General features: G+C 66.2%; 13 protein-coding genes. 4 read left to right on the forward strand and 9 right to left on the reverse strand.

The window, feature by feature from the left end; genetic code table 11:
- Positions 1-43: 43 nt before the first annotated feature.
- The 3 genes from IT430_11045 to IT430_11055 are packed head-to-tail and all read right to left on the reverse strand — an operon-like array spanning position 44 to position 4,040.
- On the reverse strand, positions 44-952 hold the full coding sequence (locus IT430_11045) for a hypothetical protein (GenBank protein MCC6908469.1): 909 nt from the start codon (positions 950-952) through the stop codon (positions 44-46).
- Between the two features lie 44 nt (positions 953-996).
- A complete protein-coding gene (locus IT430_11050; protein ID MCC6908470.1) occupies positions 997-1,662 on the reverse strand; it encodes a response regulator transcription factor in 666 nt (221 codons plus the stop codon).
- Positions 1,659-4,040, reverse strand: coding sequence for a PAS domain S-box protein (locus tag IT430_11055; protein ID MCC6908471.1), 2,382 nt, complete (start codon positions 4,038-4,040; stop codon positions 1,659-1,661). The genes IT430_11050 and IT430_11055 overlap by 4 nt, the downstream gene beginning before the upstream one ends.
- Positions 4,041-4,049: 9 nt before the next feature.
- Between IT430_11055 and dusB the strand changes: the two genes are divergently transcribed.
- Positions 4,050-5,177, forward strand: a complete 1,128-nt coding sequence (gene dusB / locus IT430_11060) for a tRNA dihydrouridine synthase DusB (GenBank protein MCC6908472.1) — start codon at positions 4,050-4,052, stop codon at positions 5,175-5,177.
- Between the two features lie 49 nt (positions 5,178-5,226).
- Entirely contained in the window at positions 5,227-6,144 is a 918-nt protein-coding gene (locus IT430_11065) for a sulfotransferase (protein ID MCC6908473.1), read from the forward strand.
- A gap of 538 nt (positions 6,145-6,682) precedes the next feature.
- Here IT430_11065 and IT430_11070 read toward each other — a convergent pair.
- A complete protein-coding gene (locus IT430_11070) occupies positions 6,683-7,681 on the reverse strand; it encodes a phosphotransferase (GenBank protein ID MCC6908474.1) in 999 nt (332 codons plus the stop codon).
- A gap of 104 nt (positions 7,682-7,785) precedes the next feature.
- Here IT430_11070 and IT430_11075 point away from each other — a divergent pair, with 104 nt between their 5' ends.
- A complete protein-coding gene (locus tag IT430_11075) occupies positions 7,786-10,017 on the forward strand; it encodes a M28 family peptidase (protein MCC6908475.1) in 2,232 nt (743 codons plus the stop codon).
- A 14-nt stretch (positions 10,018-10,031) separates the two neighbouring features.
- On the opposite strand, the gene IT430_11080 is transcribed toward IT430_11075, so the two are convergent.
- Both IT430_11080 and ispF read right to left on the reverse strand, forming a co-directional pair.
- Positions 10,032-10,580: a bifunctional (p)ppGpp synthetase/guanosine-3',5'-bis(diphosphate) 3'-pyrophosphohydrolase gene (locus IT430_11080; GenBank protein ID MCC6908476.1), complete on the reverse strand. Its 549-nt coding sequence runs from the start codon at positions 10,578-10,580 to the stop codon at positions 10,032-10,034.
- Positions 10,570-11,103 carry a 2-C-methyl-D-erythritol 2,4-cyclodiphosphate synthase gene (gene ispF / locus IT430_11085; protein MCC6908477.1) on the reverse strand — a complete coding sequence of 178 codons (534 nt, stop codon included), beginning with the start codon at positions 11,101-11,103 and terminating at the stop codon, positions 10,570-10,572. Before ispF ends, IT430_11080 begins: the two co-directional genes overlap by 11 nt.
- 181 nt (positions 11,104-11,284) lie before the next feature.
- On the opposite strand from ispF, the gene IT430_11090 reads away from it, so the two are divergent.
- A complete protein-coding gene (locus IT430_11090; protein ID MCC6908478.1) occupies positions 11,285-11,806 on the forward strand; it encodes a hypothetical protein in 522 nt (173 codons plus the stop codon).
- A 49-nt stretch (positions 11,807-11,855) separates the two neighbouring features.
- On the opposite strand, the gene IT430_11095 is transcribed toward IT430_11090, so the two are convergent.
- The 3 genes from IT430_11095 to rbsK all read right to left on the reverse strand — a co-directional run bounded on the left by IT430_11095 (position 11,856) and on the right by rbsK (position 16,198).
- A complete protein-coding gene (locus IT430_11095) occupies positions 11,856-13,382 on the reverse strand; it encodes a hypothetical protein (GenBank protein MCC6908479.1) in 1,527 nt (508 codons plus the stop codon).
- 141 nt (positions 13,383-13,523) lie between these two features.
- On the reverse strand, positions 13,524-15,116 hold the full coding sequence (locus IT430_11100; GenBank protein ID MCC6908480.1) for a S8 family serine peptidase: 1,593 nt from the start codon (positions 15,114-15,116) through the stop codon (positions 13,524-13,526).
- Between the two features lie 152 nt (positions 15,117-15,268).
- Positions 15,269-16,198, reverse strand: coding sequence for a ribokinase (rbsK, locus tag IT430_11105; protein ID MCC6908481.1), 930 nt, complete (start codon positions 16,196-16,198; stop codon positions 15,269-15,271).
- Positions 16,199-16,204: the final 6 nt, after the last annotated feature.

A 16,204-nucleotide genomic window follows, 5' to 3' on the forward strand; every position in this document is an offset into this window, starting at 1 on the left:
GACGCTTTCCGAGCCTTGGAACGGTCCAAAGACGTGTCTCCGTTCAATGAGACCCCACCCGCCGCACCATCACCTCGCGCCGGTGCGTCGCCGCGCCCGCCTTTCGGGCCAGGCGGTGCGTGTCCTGGTGGCGGTCGCCGGCGAGGAAGCGGATGCGATCAAACCCCTGACGCAGCGCCGCCGAGGCCGCTTCCTGCATGATTGCGACGTTCACCCACGAACGGCGGTGTCCGGGGGCGACGACTTTGCTCTCCACCGTCAGCCGCTGATATCGGTCCACCTGCGCCAAAAGAAAGCCGCACACGCGGCCATCCATCATGGCCACGCGGCTCAGGTGCGGCTCGAAGGGGTAGTAGCCCCGGCCGCGCAGGCGCGTCTCAAGCCGGCCTGCATCGCCGCCGATGTGCTCGATCTGGAGTTGAATCACTTCGCCGATCGGCGACTCGGCAAGAGGGATGATCCGCGCCTCGATCGGCACGTGGCCGCGCACCGTCAGCGCATCATACATTGGCGTAAGCAGATCAAGGTACGCGGCCAGCAGCACTTCGTAATGCGCCAGTTTGGCATTCGACTCAAAGCCCAGGCGCCGCCACAGGCGCGACGACTCGCTGCCCTCGGGCACGCTGTCGCCTGCGTAGAGCGCCTGAAGACCGAGGCTCGCCGCGCTCCGCTCGGCCTCGCGGAGCAGCGCCAGGCGCACCGCATCCGCTTGCGGCCCATCATCAACAAACAGCCGCACGGCGCGGCCGGTGATACGAAACGGCGCGGGATACGGATCGGCCGCCAAGGCGCCGCAGAGATCGCCGCTTTGCCGGTCTCGCGCTACGCAGATCTCCTGCGGCTCGGGCAGCGCGACCAGTTCGGGCCAGCGCTGCGCGGCATCGCTTCGATCCGCGGCAGCCGCAGGTTCGATGCAAACATTCGCGCTGCGAAGCGCGTCGCCTGTATCCATGGCGATGTATCGTACCCAGCCGGACGGCGCGGCGCAGCGCCGCGCTACGGCTCGACGATGCCTTCGCGGATGGCGTAACGCGTCAGTTCGACGCGGTCATCAATGTCGAGTTTGCGCATCAGGCTCGTGCGATGGGCGTCGATCGTCTTGGGGCTGCGATGCAGCACGCCGGCGATCTCCTTGGTGCTCAGGCCCTTGGCGATGAGGCGCATGACTTCGAGTTCGCGCGGCGTGAGAGTGCTGATGGGCGTGGTCGACTCGGTCGTGCGCCGCCGAATGTTGCCGCCGCTGAATTCAAACCGCTCGAGCACCTCGGGCGGAAACGCCAGATCGCCCTGCAGCACGCGGCGTACGCCCTTGAGTATCACGTCGAACGGATCGTTCTTGGAGAGATAGCCCCACGCGCCGGACTGCACCGCGGCATCCATGTATCCGTCGCGCATGTAAGCCGACAGCATGACGATGCGGATATCGGGGAACAGACGCCGCAGGTCGGCGATCATCGTGAACGGATCGGCGCCGGGCATGTCGATGTCCATGAGGACCAGTTGCGGGTGGTGCTTCTCGCACACCTGGATGAGATCGTCGGCCGAGGGCAACTCGGCCAGCACGGTGAGATCGGGCTCGACCTCGATGCGCGACCTGATTCCCTCGCGGGCAATCTCATGATCATCAACAACAACAATGCCGATCTTGTGCGCTGCGCTCATTCGTCCTGACCTCTGCACTCACTCTGCCGGGCCGCGACTGACTCGACGATCTTGTAAAACGTTGAGGCGTCCACCGGGCCCGCAAGCCACAGTATAGCCTGCGGCCAACCGGCCCGATCATCGGCCGGCCCCAGCGCGGCGACCACGAGATCGGGCCGCGCGTGCATGGCGCGCGCGACATCGGCCGGCTCGACGAGGGCGGGGTCGATGATCCACGCCACCTCGTCCTGCTCTGGCCCGCCGCGCGCCTCCACGCGCGCGGCCATCCCCGCGTGCGCCAGCCCCGTGCGGATGAACGCCGCCACGCGCGGGTCGCCCAGGCCGACGAGCACCTTGCCCGGTTGGGGTGCGTGTTCGGGCGCGGGCCGAATTCCGATCGAACCGTTGCCGTCGGGTTCCTCCATGGCCGGCACGTCCACGATGATCGACGTGCCCTGGCCCAGCCGGCTTCGGATCTGCACCTGCCCGCCTGCAGATCGAACAATGCTGCCCACCAGCGCCAGGCCCAGCCCGGTGGACTTGCCGCGCGCCTTGGTCGAAAAGAATGGATCGAACGCGCGCTGCAGCACCTGCTCATCCATCCCGCAGCCCTCATCGGTCACGGTGAATCGCACACCCGGCAGGCTGGCGCGATCGACGCCTTCGTATTCGCCCGGGCTCGACGCGGCGCTGAGAGGCTCCACGGCCACGGCCCAGCCCCGCGGGCTCCGATCGACCTTGAGCGTGACGGTCCCGCCGCCCGTCATCGCATCGCGCGCATTGAGAAACAGGTTCAGAATCGCCTGTTTGAGCAGGTCGCCGTCGATCTTGGCGCAGCGCGGCGGATCGTGCATCTCGAGGCGAACGATGATCGGCGGATCGCTCTCGCGCGCCGCAATCGCGTCCTGGTAGAACGGCAGCGCCGACTCGACCCACGTGCGCACCTCCGTCGCCGTCGTAGACAGGGCCGACACCTGCGAATCCTCGTGCCGCGTCCACATGAGCAGCTTCTTGGTGAGTTCGGCGATGTGATCCGTCGCCCGCCGGATCGACGCCACGCGCGCTTCGACCTTGTCCGGATCCGGATCGCGCTCGAGCACGTCGAGCCCCGCGCGAATCGGCAGCAGCAGGTTGTTCAGATCGTGCGCCAGTCCGCCCGCGAAGGTGCCGAGGATGGCCAGCCGCTCGCGCTCGCGCAGGCGCTGCTGCATGTCGCGGATGGCGGTGATGTCGCGCGCCACGCCATGGAAGCCCATGACCTCGCCGTCCACGACGACGGGATACTCCATAATCTCGCACAGCACCGGCTCGCCGGATTTGCGGCGGAGCACCACTTCGTACTGCGGCTGGCGACGCTTGGTTTCAATAGCGGCAGCCACGCTCTCGCGCGCCCGGGCCAGGTCAGCCGCGACGTGATCCGGATGAAACTCGCCGAAGCGGTGGCCCAGCAGTTCGCTGCTCTTGTACCCGAGCATGCGCTCGACGGATGGGCTGACGTAGGTCAGCCGGCGGTCGGCATCGTGCTCATAAAAGATGAAATCCGAAACGCCCTCGACCAGTTCGCGAAAGCGGCGCTCGCTTTGGCGGAGTTCTTCCTCGGCCGTCTTCTGGCGCGTGATGTCGATGACCACGCCAGCCAGTTGCGGCTCGATGCCCGCCACAGCCGGCAGCGGGCCCGCCGTGTCGCGCACCCACCGCACCGTGCCGTCGGGCTTGATGTAGCGGTAGTCGATGTCGTAGCGGTACTGCCCCGCGATCGCCTGCGAAATCGTCCGCCGCACCAGGGCCCGGTCATCCGGGTGCACGTGGCGCTCCCAGTCGCGGCTGGGACCGATGAATGACTCGGCTTCCTGGCCGGATACGTTGCGGATGCTGCGGCTCACCTGCGTCGTCATGCCCGTCGAGCAGTTGATGATGTACAGCGCCACGGGCGCGTGCAGCACGAGCGATGCGAGGCGCTCGCGCTCGGCCTGGAGTTGATCGAGGATGCGCCGCTCGCTGGTGACGTCGCGGAAGGTATAGAGCCGCTCGCCGCCGCGCGCCGCCTGTGTGCGGCCGATGATGAACCGGCCGCTGAGCAGTTCGAGTTCCATCTCGCGCCCGCCCGGCGCTTCGTGGCGCTTGAGAACGCGGTTCATGTGCTCGCCGCGATCGGGGTTGCGGTTGCGCTGCCGCTCGTAGATGGCCTGGGCGACGGCCTGCACCGTCGGCTCCGAGTTCACCCATTGCTGCTCGAATCCGAAGATCTCGACAAAGCGCTGGTTGAAGGCAATGACGCGCGAATCCCGCGCCGAAAACAGGCAGAACCCCTCATCCGCGGTGTCGAGGATCAGGCGTTCGAGCTCGGCGCTGACCGCCTCTGGCCGCAGGGCCGGGTCGTGATGGGTCACGTCATTCATGAGCGGGCAATGATAGGTGTCGCCGGGTCGCTGCACGGAATTGCCGCCGGGGCGTACACTTCCGCGATGCTGCGAATCGGGCCGTTTCAGACTGACTGCCGCGTGCTGCTGGCGCCCATCGCGGGTTACACCGACCTCGCGTTTCGGCTCACCTGCCGGGCGGCCGGCCACGGCGGCCTCACCTACACCGAACTGCTCCACAGTCGCGGCATCCTCGAGCAGAACCGCGACAGCCTCGAGATCGCCCGCGTCAGCGCCGAGGACGAGCCATACGGCGTGCAGTTATACGGCAACGACGCCGACTGGTTCTGCCAGGCGGCGCAGTGGGCCCAGTCGCAGGGCGCGACGCTCATCGACATCAACATGGGCTGCCCCGTGGACAAGGTCACCAAGACCAACGGCGGCTCGATGCTGCTGTGCGACCCGGATCGCACCACGCGCATGGCCGAGCGCATCGTCAGGTCGGTCAGCATTCCGGTAACGGCCAAACTGCGCCTGGGCTGGAGCGCGTGCGAAATCACCGCGCCGCGCCTGGCGCGGCAACTCGAAGACGTCGGCATCCAACTCATGACCATCCACGGCCGCACCACGGCGCAGCGCTTCAAGGGAACGGCCAGCCTCGACGGGATCGCCGAGGTCGTCGCCGCCGTGCGCCAGGTTCGGGTGATCGGCAACGGCGACGTGGACAGCGCCGCCGCCGCAGCGCGGATGATCGAACACACCAGGTGCGCCGGCGTCATGGTTGCGCGAGCGGCCATCAAACGGCCGTGGGTGCTGCGCGAGATTCACGAGATGCTCACACTCGGCCGGAGCCCCGCCGAGCCGACCGTGCTCGAAAAGATCCGCCTGATCCGCCGGCACTTTGATCTCATGCGGCGCTACCGGGGCGACCGGCTGGCGATCATCGTCATGCGCGGCCGAATCGCGGCCTACGGGACCAGCCTCGGGCACGTCAAGCCGTTCAAGGAGCGCATTCGGCTCATGAACAGCGCGAGTGAATTCGACGCGGCGATGGATGAGTTGGAATCACGCGTGGACCCGGCGTGGACAATGGTGCCGCACTGGGCATTTATCGAACATCTCGGTACAACGCAGCCGGATGAGGTGGCGGACCGAGAAGCAGTCATTCCAACCTGATTCGTGCGCGCCTGTCGATTGTGCGCCCCGGCAATCGAATAATCGACCGGTGGCCAAACTGCAGTTCAGGTCGTCGCTGGTTCTGAAGATGCGTCTGAAGGCGTTCTGGCTGCGCGCGTTCGAGTCCGGCCGCGACCCGGGCGTGGCGACCCGGCCGTTCATCCTCACCGGCCCGCCGCGCAGCGGCACGAGCCTGCTCAGCGCCCTGCTCACGCGCAAGCAAAACGTCGTCGTCGTCAACGAGCCGGTCGTGGTGGGCGACCCGCTGCTGGCGCGGGGCGAGCCGGCCAAACTCCTCCGCGGCTACATGAACTCGATCGCCCGGCAGATCGCCACGCGCGGCACCGTGCCCACCAAGGTCGATCGCAAAGACCCGTCGCGCCCCACCACCGACACCGCTCACCGCGGTTCGGTGCGGCGAAACGTCCACATCGACTTCGATCGCGCAGCGCCGCTGTGCATCGGCGTGAAACACCCCATCTCGTTCATGGAGTTCCTCGGCGAACTCGTCGAAGGATGGCCGGAACTCAAAGTCATCGTCCTGAACCGCGATCCAGTGCACACCATCCGCTCGTGGCGCGAGACAACCTACGGCTGGCAGCCGGGTCTTGACAGCCCGAGCGAAGGTCTCTGGCGCCGCATCTACGGGCAGGTTCCGGCCGACGCGAATCCGCTTGCCAAGCGCGCTCACCTGTGGAAGCTGCTCGTCGAACGCGGCGAGAAGTACGCGACGAGCCATCCGTCCCAGGTTCTGATGCAGCGCTACGAAGAACTCCTTGCCGATCCGGCGGCGATCATGGCCCGGCTCTTTGCCCACATCGGCGCCCCCCACCCCGATGAGCCGATCGACGTTTCCGACGTGCGGCCGCAGGAGCGTGCGACGTACAAAGGCTTCACCGATGAAGAAGTGCAGATGATCCAGTCGATCTGCGGCCAAGCCGATCGCCGCACGCGTCGCGAGGCTTGAGCAGCGCTACTCGAACGTCCAAGTCACCGTGCGGCTGATTTCGCATTCGAAGGGCGCGATGGCCTTTACGCCGAAGGCGTGATCGTCAGTAGCCGGGCGGTGAAGCGAGTCGTCGAGCGCCACCCCCGGAAGGCGAAGCGATTGTTCCTGAACTCTGAAGGAGTTCTCGTGGCGTGTGGCGCGCAAGTGCGGCCGCACGATACGAGCACGCCTTCGGGGTGCGATGGATTTGGGCCCGGCGGCCCGGGGGTCGCGCTCGCTGCGCTCCCTGGACCCCCGGCTGCGTGCGATGAGGCCTTCGGCCTCGAAGACGGGACGTTGGGCACGCGTGACATGTGCGCAAGTCAATCGCAGGCGAATTGCCGGGCCTGCGCCCTTCGGGTTTTCTCAGGCTCTTCGACAAAGCCTTGTCCCGACCTGCGGGCGCGCTGCGTATCCGAATCGCCGGGCCTGCGCAGAGCCTTGTCCCGACCTACGGGCGCGCTGCCGCATGCGCAAAGCCTTGTCCCGACCTACTCGCGCAGACGCGGTTCTTCTCTCATGTCAGCCGCTGCATTGTCTCTTCGAGCACGTCGAGATTGATTTTGAGGACGATGGGGTTGCCCTCGGTGCGCAGGAACGCCGGGGCCGAGCCGGCCAGCAGGACACGGCGGATGTCGGCGAGACGCGCGTGGTTTTCGCCGTTGCCCAGGCCGCGCTCAGCCCGCTTTTTTGCGATGAGTTTGACCGGCGGGCTGTCGGCGATGCGGTCGGGGCGGATCCAATACAACCGCTCGAGGTACACCGCGTCTTCGAGCCAGTGCCCAGGCCGGATCTCCGCCAGGTCGATGAGCATCGCCGGGTCTTCCGGGCGGTTCGAGCGCGACATGGCGTTGGCCGGGTGCAGGTCGCCGTGACACCACTCGCCTTGCGCGCGACCGCGCCATTCATTCACCCACGTGTCGAGATACTTCTGCGCCGTCTTGAGCGTCTTGTTCCAGCGCTGCTTGTCGGTGAGGTTGTTCTCCTGGCACTGCTGGCGGGCCCGCTCGAAATGCGCGTGCCAGTCTTCTTTCTTGTGCTCGGCGGTGCAGGGGAACTCGCCAGCGCGCCAGTAGAAGCGCGCCGCAGCGTCGGCCATGAGGTCGATGGCGTCAGTGCGCTTGAGACCGAACAGCGGCCCCTCCGGGAAGCGCTCCATGACGATCCAGGCCAGGTCGTAATCGCCCAGCGATTGGCCGCTGGCGTAGAGGCGGGCGGTAATGCCGTAGGGATCGGCCTTGTTGGGCTGGAGGCGCTGGTTCCAGAGCAGTTCGGTCGGGCCGACGGGGATTTTCACGACGACCGACTCTTCGCGCCCGTCTGGCGTGCGCCAGGTGCTGCGGCCGGTGCGGGCCCCGCCGCGCTGCCAGTCGGTGCGAAACCACGCGATGGGTCCCAGCCGGTCGCCGCACGCCTCGCGCAAGAGCGAGGCGAAACGGTCGCCCAGGCCGTCCATGCCCGCCAGTTCCTGGGGCAGTTCAGCAGGCCCCATGCTGCTCGACATCTTCCATGACACGATCTCCTGCCGGAATGATCCTATGCCCGAGGCGCGGCCGGGCCGGCGCGGCCGGTCGCGGGTATGGTTGGGCCGCGTACTGTCGCCTCTGCAGGGAGAATGACTTGCCTCCGATCCACACGACTGGCTCATGTATTCGCATCGCCGCGTCCGCCGCGCTCCTGCTCGTCGCCGCCGCCCAGCCGCCCGCGGCCACCACCCCCGCCGCCGACGGGGACGGCACGATCGCGTACTACGCGCGCGATCAGCGCAGCGCCCAACTCGCCTATGAAGCCGCGCTGCGCGATGCCATATCGCCCCAGCAGCTGCGACGTTGGCACGACCTCACTTCATCGCGGCCGCACGTGGCCGGAAGCGAAGGCGATCGGATCCTGTGCGATCGCATCGAGGCGGCATTTGCCGAGATGGGCCTCAACGTCGAGCGCCACGAGTTTCAGGCTTACCTCGCCCGGCCGGTCAGCGCTTCGCTCTCCATCGTCGCGCCCGATGAAGTGCAACTGCCCATCACGGAGATGCAACTGCCCGAAGATCCCGACACGGCCAGCAACGAACTCACTTTCGGCTGGAATGCCTACAGCGGCAGCGGCGAGGTCACGGCTGAAGTCGTTTATGCCAATCGCGGCACGAAGGAAGACTTCGAACTGCTTCGCGATCTCGGCGTCGATTGCACGGGCAAGATCGTCATCGCGCGCTACGGCGGCAACTACCGCGGATACAAGGCGAAGTTCGCCCAGGCCGCCGGCGCCGCAGGGCTGATCATCTTCACCGATCCCGCCGACAGCGGCTTCGGGCGCGGGGACGTGTACCCGCAAGGCGGCTACGCCAACGAGAGTTACATCCAGCGCGGCTCGATTCTCACGCTTGACTACCCCGGCGATCCGCTCACGCCGTTTCTGCCTGCTGAAGAGGGCATCGAGCGCCTCGACCCCGCGGAGGTCGCGCTGCCGAAAATCCCAGTCCAACCGGTCGGCTGGAACGCGGCACAGCAGATCATGTCGCGCATGACTGGTGAAGCCGTCCCCCCGCCGTGGGCCGGCGGCATGCCCATCGAGTATCGGCTCACCGGCGGGCCTGAACTCAAAGTGCGCCTCGCCGTGCAGCAGCAGCGGCAACTCATGACCACGTGGAACGTGGTCGCCACGCTGCCGGGGACCGACTGGCCGACCGACCGCATCATCATCGGCGCGCACCACGATGCGTGGAGTTTCGGCGCCGGCGATCCGAACTGCGGCACCATTGCCGTGCTGGAAGCGGCGCGCGTGTTTGCCGGGCAGGCGGCGCAGGGGCGCCCACCGCGGCGGTCGATCGTTTTCGCGTGCTGGGGCGCTGAGGAGTTCGGCATCATCGGCTCCACCGAGTGGGTCGAGTCGCGCGAAACGATGCTCAGCACCGGCGCGCTTGCCTACTTCAACCTCGACATGGCGTCGATGGGATGCAACTTCGGCTCATCCGCGGCGCCGACGCTCAAGCCCGTGATCATCGACGCCACCCGCTACGTGCCCCAGCCGCCCGTACCCGGCGAGCCGCCCCCGGATGCATCGGTCACGGTTTTCGATCGCTGGCTGCGTCAGGCGCAGGGGGTGACGGAAACCGATGAGCCGAACTTCGGCGAACTCGGCGGCGGATCGGATCACGTTGGCTTCTATTGCCATGTCGGCATCCCGTCGGCATCAATCGGCGGCAGCGGCGCGCCCGGGCACTCCTACCACTCGAACTACGAAACACTCACGTGGTACCGTCGCTTCGTGGGCGAAGACTACGCCTCGGCGCGCATGGTCGCGCAGGTTACGACCCTGAGCGCCGCCCGCCTGGCCAACGCGCCGATCATTCCGCTCCAGCCCGCTCGCTACGCCGCCGACCTGCCGGCGCATCTGCAGGCATTGAGCAGGCGGGCCCGCGAGATCGGATTCGCCGAATCGCCGGCGCCGCCACAGGATGGCGCTGCGATTGAAGAAGTCCTGCCGGAGTTTCAGTCGATCCTCGACGCAGCGCGTTCGTTCCGCAGCGAAGCCGATCTGCTCGACGGCATGCTGCGATCCCCCGCTATCGTCGCCCGGCAGGATGTCAATACGCTGGCTCGCATCAATCGAACCCTGCTCATGCTCGAGCGCGACTGGCTCGACTACCGCGGCGTGCCCGGCCGGCCCTGGTTTCGAAATGGCTGGGCGGCGACGGATGAAGACTCGGGCTACGGCGCGTGGATGCTGCCCACGCTCCGCGCCAGCATCGAACATGGCGACCGCCAGAAATTCGACGAAGCGGTGCAGTGGTACGGCGAAGTCTTCATGACGCTGCGCGATCGCGTGCGCGGCTTGCGCGAATCGCTCGCGCTGTAGGCGATGACCATCCGTCAGTTGTGAACCGGCGCGCCGGCGAACTCGTTGATGAGGTCGTTGAGCCGGGCGATGGGATCGACCAGCCGCTTGTCGCCATCCTCGAGCGCGATGTTCACGGCGCGGTGGGCCTTGTCGATGCATCGCTCGCGCTGGCCGCCGGGCGTTGAGTCGCACAGGTTGTCGTATACATCCGCGAGTTTGACGATCTTCACGCGCCAGTCGCCGGCGGCGAGTTGGCGGTCATACGCCGGCTCTCGCTCGGCGTCGGGCAGGCGCATGTCCTTGGTCATCGCGGCGACGATGTCGGCTACCTCGGTGCCGCAGGCGTAGAACACATCGTCGTAGTCGGCCGGGGTGTCTTCGATCACGTCGTGCAGCAGCGCCGCAGAGAGTACGACCGGATCGTGCACGTTGAACACATTCGAAACCACGATCGCGACGCGGAAGGGGTGGGCCACATAGGGCGTGCGGCCGTCCTTGCGGGCCTGGTTGACGTGGAAGCGGGCCGCCAGCGATGCAGCCTTCTGCCAGAGATGCGGGTTGCCGCTTGCGTCAGCGGTCATGCTCAAGAGTTCCTTTCTTCACCAGCAGGGCCACGGCGTGGACGGCGATGCCCCGGCCGGCGCCGAGCGCATCGAGTTTTTCGTGCGTTTTGCCCTTAAGGTTCACCCGGTCCGCCTCGATCCCGAGTTGTTGGGCAAGGCGGCTCCGGATGGCGTCCTTGTGCGGGGCGATTTTGGGCTTCTGAAGGATGATCGTCGCGTCCAGGTTGCCTAACTCGTATCCAGCTGTGCTCATTCGACTTACGGCTTCCTCCAGGAAGATCGTCGAATCCGCCCCCTCCCATTTTGGGCTCGTATCGGGGAAAAGTTCGCCGATATCCGGCTCGCCCAGTGCGCCGAGAATGGCGTCGGTCACCGCGTGAAGCAAGGCATCGCCGTCGCTGTGCCCCACCGGCCCCAGATCGTGCTCGATCCGGATTCCGCCGATGATCAGAGGCCGGCCCTCCCCGGCCGGCGCGATGGGCTCGAGACGGTGCAGATCAAAGCCGTGTCCGATGCGCCAGGGAGGTGTTGCACGAGCCATAGATGGGGAGGATACGCGCTGCCGGGCGTCGATTCAGTCGGCGGACGCCGGAGAACCGGGGTCTGAGCCCCACAGGCCCATGCAGCGCCGCCTCAAGCCCGGCGGCGTGCGGGCCCGAAAGACTTCCTGTCGCGCGCTAGGATTGTGAGCCACTTCAGCGGACGCAAGTGAGGAGATGAGCATGGGAGAGTCAATTCACGCCGCAAGTCGCCCCGGACTGGCTGCACGGGCGGCCATCCTCACCTGCGCGGCACTGGTCGCCACCGGCTGCGGCTACCGCCCCGGCGGCCAAGGCTGGACCGGCTCGTCCGAGACTTGGCCCAGCACCGAGTTTCACCCCGCGACGCTGACGCTCGTCGATGTCCGAACCGGTGAAGAACTCTGGACGCAGGACATTCCCGTGGGCTATCAGATGGTCACACGCTTTGTCGAGGGCGGCGGCCCCGACAAGGTCGAACGTCCCGACCGCCTCGAATACCAGATCTTCCTCGTCGGCACGAAATACGGCAAACTCCGCTCGACCATCGCCGTCCCCCCGGCCACCTGCCGCCGCTGGGAACTTTCCTACCGCGATGCGCCGGAATACCGCGAGCCGGGCGTGCGCAACGGCCTGCTGGGCAACATGCCGCCGTGGTGGGAACTGCCCGCCAAACCCCTGCCCGACCTCGACACCGACAGCGGCGACATGTATCAGAAGCAGTAGCGGCGCCGGTTTCGCATGTGCGCCAAGCGCCAGCGCCTCCTCGTGCCGTTCAATTTGCGTGCAGCCTCGGATCCGACAGGTCGAGGCGGTACATGACCTGGTTGTAGTCGTAGCGCGGCGTGGCGATCGGATTGTTCGTGAAACTGCGCGTGTACGTGCCTTCGAGATAGATCAGCCGCCCGCCGTCCTGGTCGAAGAACGGATGGTGCACGACGTTGTAGAACGAGTAGTTGTCGTGCGTGATGATCTTGCGCGCCTCGCTCCACGGCCCGATGAGCGTGGGCGATTCGAGATACCACACCTCGCCAAGCACTGATGAGCCGAACAGTTGCTGCAGAATCATGATGTAACACTGGCGGTACTCGTTCCAGTAGATCGAGCCGCTGTGGCCGATGACCTTTTCGCCGGTCTCGACGTCGCGCGTCTGGATGAGCGCCTCATCTTCGCTCAACAGCCCGGCGTTGATGAGTTCGAGTTGCTGGCTCGCCTCCACGAGGCCGGTGTTGCGCTTCCACGCGTAGATCAGTTTGCCTGAAGCGTCGCGATCAACCTGCGAGTTTTCCTTGGCGTACTTCGTGCCCTCTATCAGACACGTGTACGCCTCGTAGGCTTCAGGGTCGATGAGGCTGTCGTAGTCGGCCTGGCAGCGCACCAGCGCGTAGGGCGAAGGGAAGTAGTAGTATTCGACGCCGCTCTCGGTGACTTTGATCGGGTTCGCCCGCGCGTGCAGCGGCGCATCCACGGGGATCGATCTGATCGGCTCGAAGATGTCCTTGTCATCGTTGTAGAGCGCAAAGCCCGCTTCGTAGATCTCGCCGAGCGTCTTCACGCGGATGAAGTGGCACAGCAGCCGCTCGCGGCCTGACTCGTCCTTCGCCGTCACAAGGCCGTCGAACCACACTGGGCCGGGCTTGTCGCCCAGCGGGCACATCTTCTTGCTGAAGCCTTCCTCGTTGACGAAGTAGCGCAGGTTGACGCCGACCGATGGATCAAGCCCGCCCTTGCCGGGCAGATCGGAAACCGCGCCCGAGCCGGAGAAGTTGCCCAGCGGATAGGCCGTGCGGCCCGTGTCGCCCCAGAACCAGTGAATCTGCCCGCGATAGATGATGCGCTGGACAGAATCCTGCCCCGTCACCTGCGCGTTGAGCACGGGCTGCTCGATGGGCGGCGTGTCGCCGAGTTTCACGCTGTCGCTGTAAATCCCTTCGCCGGTCACGCGGTAGAGGCGCTGAGCGATGTTGACGCGATCGACCTGCAGCATCGCCTCGCCGCCGGGCTTCACTTCGATCGCCTTTCCCTCGTAGCCGAACCCGTCGGCGGGAAACGTGTAGCCGTGGCTCTTGACAAAGAAGAACACGCGCTGGTTCATCAGACCGGGATCGTCGATAGCCGCGACGCCGGCGCTGTCGGTCACGTACGTGACTTCGTTGACGGTGCGCAGTTCGACGAGCGGTACGCCTCGCTGCGTCTTCGAGTCGACGACGGTGATGCGAAACGGCTGCGCGAGAACAAGCGGCGCGGCCAGGACGTTCACGATGACAACCAGCAGCAGTGAGTGCAAGCGGGAGTTTTTCACACGAGGCTCCGTTCGTGGCGAAGTGGAGAGGTCGTGGAACCATAGAGGCGTGAGCCATCGGGTTTGCCGCGCCCAAAGAAAACCCCCGCCGAGGCAGGCTCGGCGGGGGTCGCGAATCGCTGAAAACCGGACTCGGCCCTGTTATTCGATCACGACTTCGGCGACGTTGCTGATGCGCTGGAACTCAGCCGCCTGCATCCAGATTCGGGTCCCCTGCGAGTTGGCCGGGATGCGCTTGCGCAGCAGGGCGTAGCCGTCCTGGTCGGCGGTTCGGATGCCGGCCTGAACCGGACTGGCCAGATCGAGCGTCACATCGAGTTGAGGCACATAGGTGCTGCCCAGGCCACGCACGCTGTAGACGAACACGACCGTAGCGCCGGGAGTGGCGCGGGTGACTTCGGCGTCGCCGTTCACGCCCGCGACGAAGCGCGACGTGGTCAGCCGCATCGGAATTTCACCCGAGTAGGCCGCTTCAATGGCATTGCGCAGGTTGATGCGGCCGTAGCCGTAGGTGTCATCGAGGCCCGGCGCGCCGAGATCGTTGCAGGTGGTCTTGAGGAAGAACTCGACCTCGTCGGGCGTCAGTGCTGGATTCGTGGACCAGAGCAGCGCCGCCAGGCCCGAGACCTGCGGGCAGGCCGCGCTGGTGCCGCTGAAATTGCGATACTGGTTGTCGCCCTCGCTGGTGATGTTCCAGACTTCCTCGGCGGGCGCGACGAGATCGACCATGCGGCCGTAGTTCGAGAACGACGACTTGACATCCTGTCGGCTCACGGCGCCGACAATCATCACGTCGTCAGCGTCACGGTCGTTGGTGGTCATGTTCTGGTTGGAGTTGCCCGCGGCCCAGATCATGAGTCCGCCGATGGACTTGATGTACGTGGCCGTGTCGCGGACGGCTTGGTTGTCCACGCCGCTGTAACTCAGGCTCGCGACCTTGTCGCCGTTCTCGACTGCAGTTGTCGCCGCGTGGTTGAGCCACTCGATGGACGAGCCGCCGCCGCTGCTGTTGGTGACGCGAAGCATGCGGTGGCTGAGATTCCAGCCCATGCCGGTCACGCCGATGCCGTTGTCGCCATTGGCGGCGGCGCAGCCCGTGGCGTTGGTGCCGTGGCCGTAGATGTCGTTGATCTGCCCGCCTTGAGTCTCCCAAAGCCGATCAACGGCGTTGTAGCCTTCCTGGCGGTGCAGTTGAATGTCTTCGTGCGTGACGCGCACGCCGGTGTCGCACACGCCCACGGTCACCTCGGAGGTGCCGGTGTGGATGTCCCAGCCGGCGCAGGAGTCGAAGCGATCGACGCCGTGGTACCACTGCGAGCCGAACTGCGCATCGTTCGGGCAGTCCTGCGGGTAGACACGCCAGTTGGGCTCGACGAACTTGAACAGGCCCGAGGCGAGCAGATGGTCCGCCACGCCGTTTTCGGTAAAGCCCATCGGCAGATTGAAGATGTACTGATCCGTCTGCCAGACGTGGTTGCGCACCGCGGCGATGGCGCTGATCATGGCAAGCGCCTGGTCGTAGCGCTGCTGCGCGTCATTGACGCTCAGGCCCTGTTGCACCCAGTGCGACACGGGCCAGGGGCGGGCGATCATTGAACCTGAAAACTCCTGGTAGCCAGGCTGCTCGACGTAGCGGGCCTGGCCATGGTCGGCCCAGGCAAACGGGGTGGCGATCGAGGCGGCCAGCGCGAAACTCAGCATGTGCAGGGCTCGTGGCGTATGGGTGCGTGACATTTGCTTCTCCTCCGGGGTCGTGGGTTCTCGTTCAGGGTCGCCTTAGGCGAATGAGCCTTGAGCGGCTCTCATTCTAATGCATGGCAGCGGCGATCTGTTCCTCAATGTGGCCCAATCTCCCTGCCCATTTCACAAAACCAGCCGGGCAAAGGTCATTCAGGGCGTTTTTCTGCCGCCGAAAGCAGCGACTCGACCTCCGCACGGCGCGGCAGCGAGGGAATGGCCCCTTTGCGGCTGACGGCCGCGGCCCCCGCCGCGTTGGCCAGCGCCAGCGTCTGCTCGACGCTCAGCCCCTCGCACCAGCCCACCGCCCAGGCCCCGGCAAAGGCGTCGCCGGCCGCTGTGGTGTCGATGACCTCCACCCGCGGCGCCGGCTGCCGCGTGGTTGTCTGGCCGTCGCAGTGCACAGCGCCATCCCGGCCCAGCGTCACCACCACGTGCCCGCCCGAGAGCGAACACAGGTGCGATGCGACCTGGGCGTGCGACAGCGCCGGGTCGTGCAGATCGGAGACGATGCGGCTCTCCCCCTCGTTCACGATCAGTACATCCACGCACTCAAGCAGCGCGGCGGAAAGGCGCTGAGCGGGCGCGGCATTGAGAATAACCGGCACGTCGTGCTGCCGGGCGATCTCCGCGGCTCGCTGCACGGCAGGCAGCGGTGATTCGAGCTGCATCAGCACTGCATCGGCCTGCTCGATCACTTCGCGCGCCGCCTCGACATCGCGCGTCGTGAGCGCCATGTTCGCACCCGACGCGACCACGATGGTGTTCTGTCCCGCGGCATCGACGGTGATGACGGCAACGCCCGTGCGCTCGCCGCCGCGCGAGAGGACGTGCGCGACGTCGATCTTCTCCGAAGCGAGCAGAGCCCGCAGCTCCGCGCCCCACGCATCGCGGCCGACGCAGCCGATGAAGGTGACTTCGGCGCCGAGCCGCGCCGCGGCGACGGCTTGGTTCGCTCCCTTGCCGCCGGGAAAGGTCTGAAAGGCGCCGCCCAGCAACGTCTCGCCCGGCGCAGGAAAACGCGGCGTCGTCACGACGAGATCCATGTTGATCGAACCAAGTACGACGATGCGCGGCATGAGGCA

Source organism: Phycisphaerales bacterium, from assembly GCA_020852515.1.
GTDB lineage: Bacteria > Planctomycetota > Phycisphaerae > Phycisphaerales > UBA5793 > UBA5793.

Coding starts and splice junctions, on each gene's coding strand:
- IT430_11045 (MCC6908469.1), bottom strand. CDS start 952: ATGGATACAGGCGACGCGCTTCGCAGCGCGAATGTTTGCATCGAACCT.
- IT430_11050 (MCC6908470.1), bottom strand. CDS start 1,662: ATGAGCGCAGCGCACAAGATCGGCATTGTTGTTGTTGATGATCATGAG.
- IT430_11055 (MCC6908471.1), bottom strand. CDS start 4,040: ATGAATGACGTGACCCATCACGACCCGGCCCTGCGGCCAGAGGCGGTC.
- dusB (MCC6908472.1), top strand. CDS start 4,050: ATGATAGGTGTCGCCGGGTCGCTGCACGGAATTGCCGCCGGGGCGTAC.
- IT430_11080 (MCC6908476.1), bottom strand. CDS start 10,580: ATGACCGCTGACGCAAGCGGCAACCCGCATCTCTGGCAGAAGGCTGCA.
- ispF (MCC6908477.1), bottom strand. CDS start 11,103: ATGGCTCGTGCAACACCTCCCTGGCGCATCGGACACGGCTTTGATCTG.
- IT430_11090 (MCC6908478.1), top strand. CDS start 11,285: ATGGGAGAGTCAATTCACGCCGCAAGTCGCCCCGGACTGGCTGCACGG.
- IT430_11100 (MCC6908480.1), bottom strand. CDS start 15,116: ATGTCACGCACCCATACGCCACGAGCCCTGCACATGCTGAGTTTCGCG.
- rbsK (MCC6908481.1), bottom strand. CDS start 16,198: ATGCCGCGCATCGTCGTACTTGGTTCGATCAACATGGATCTCGTCGTG.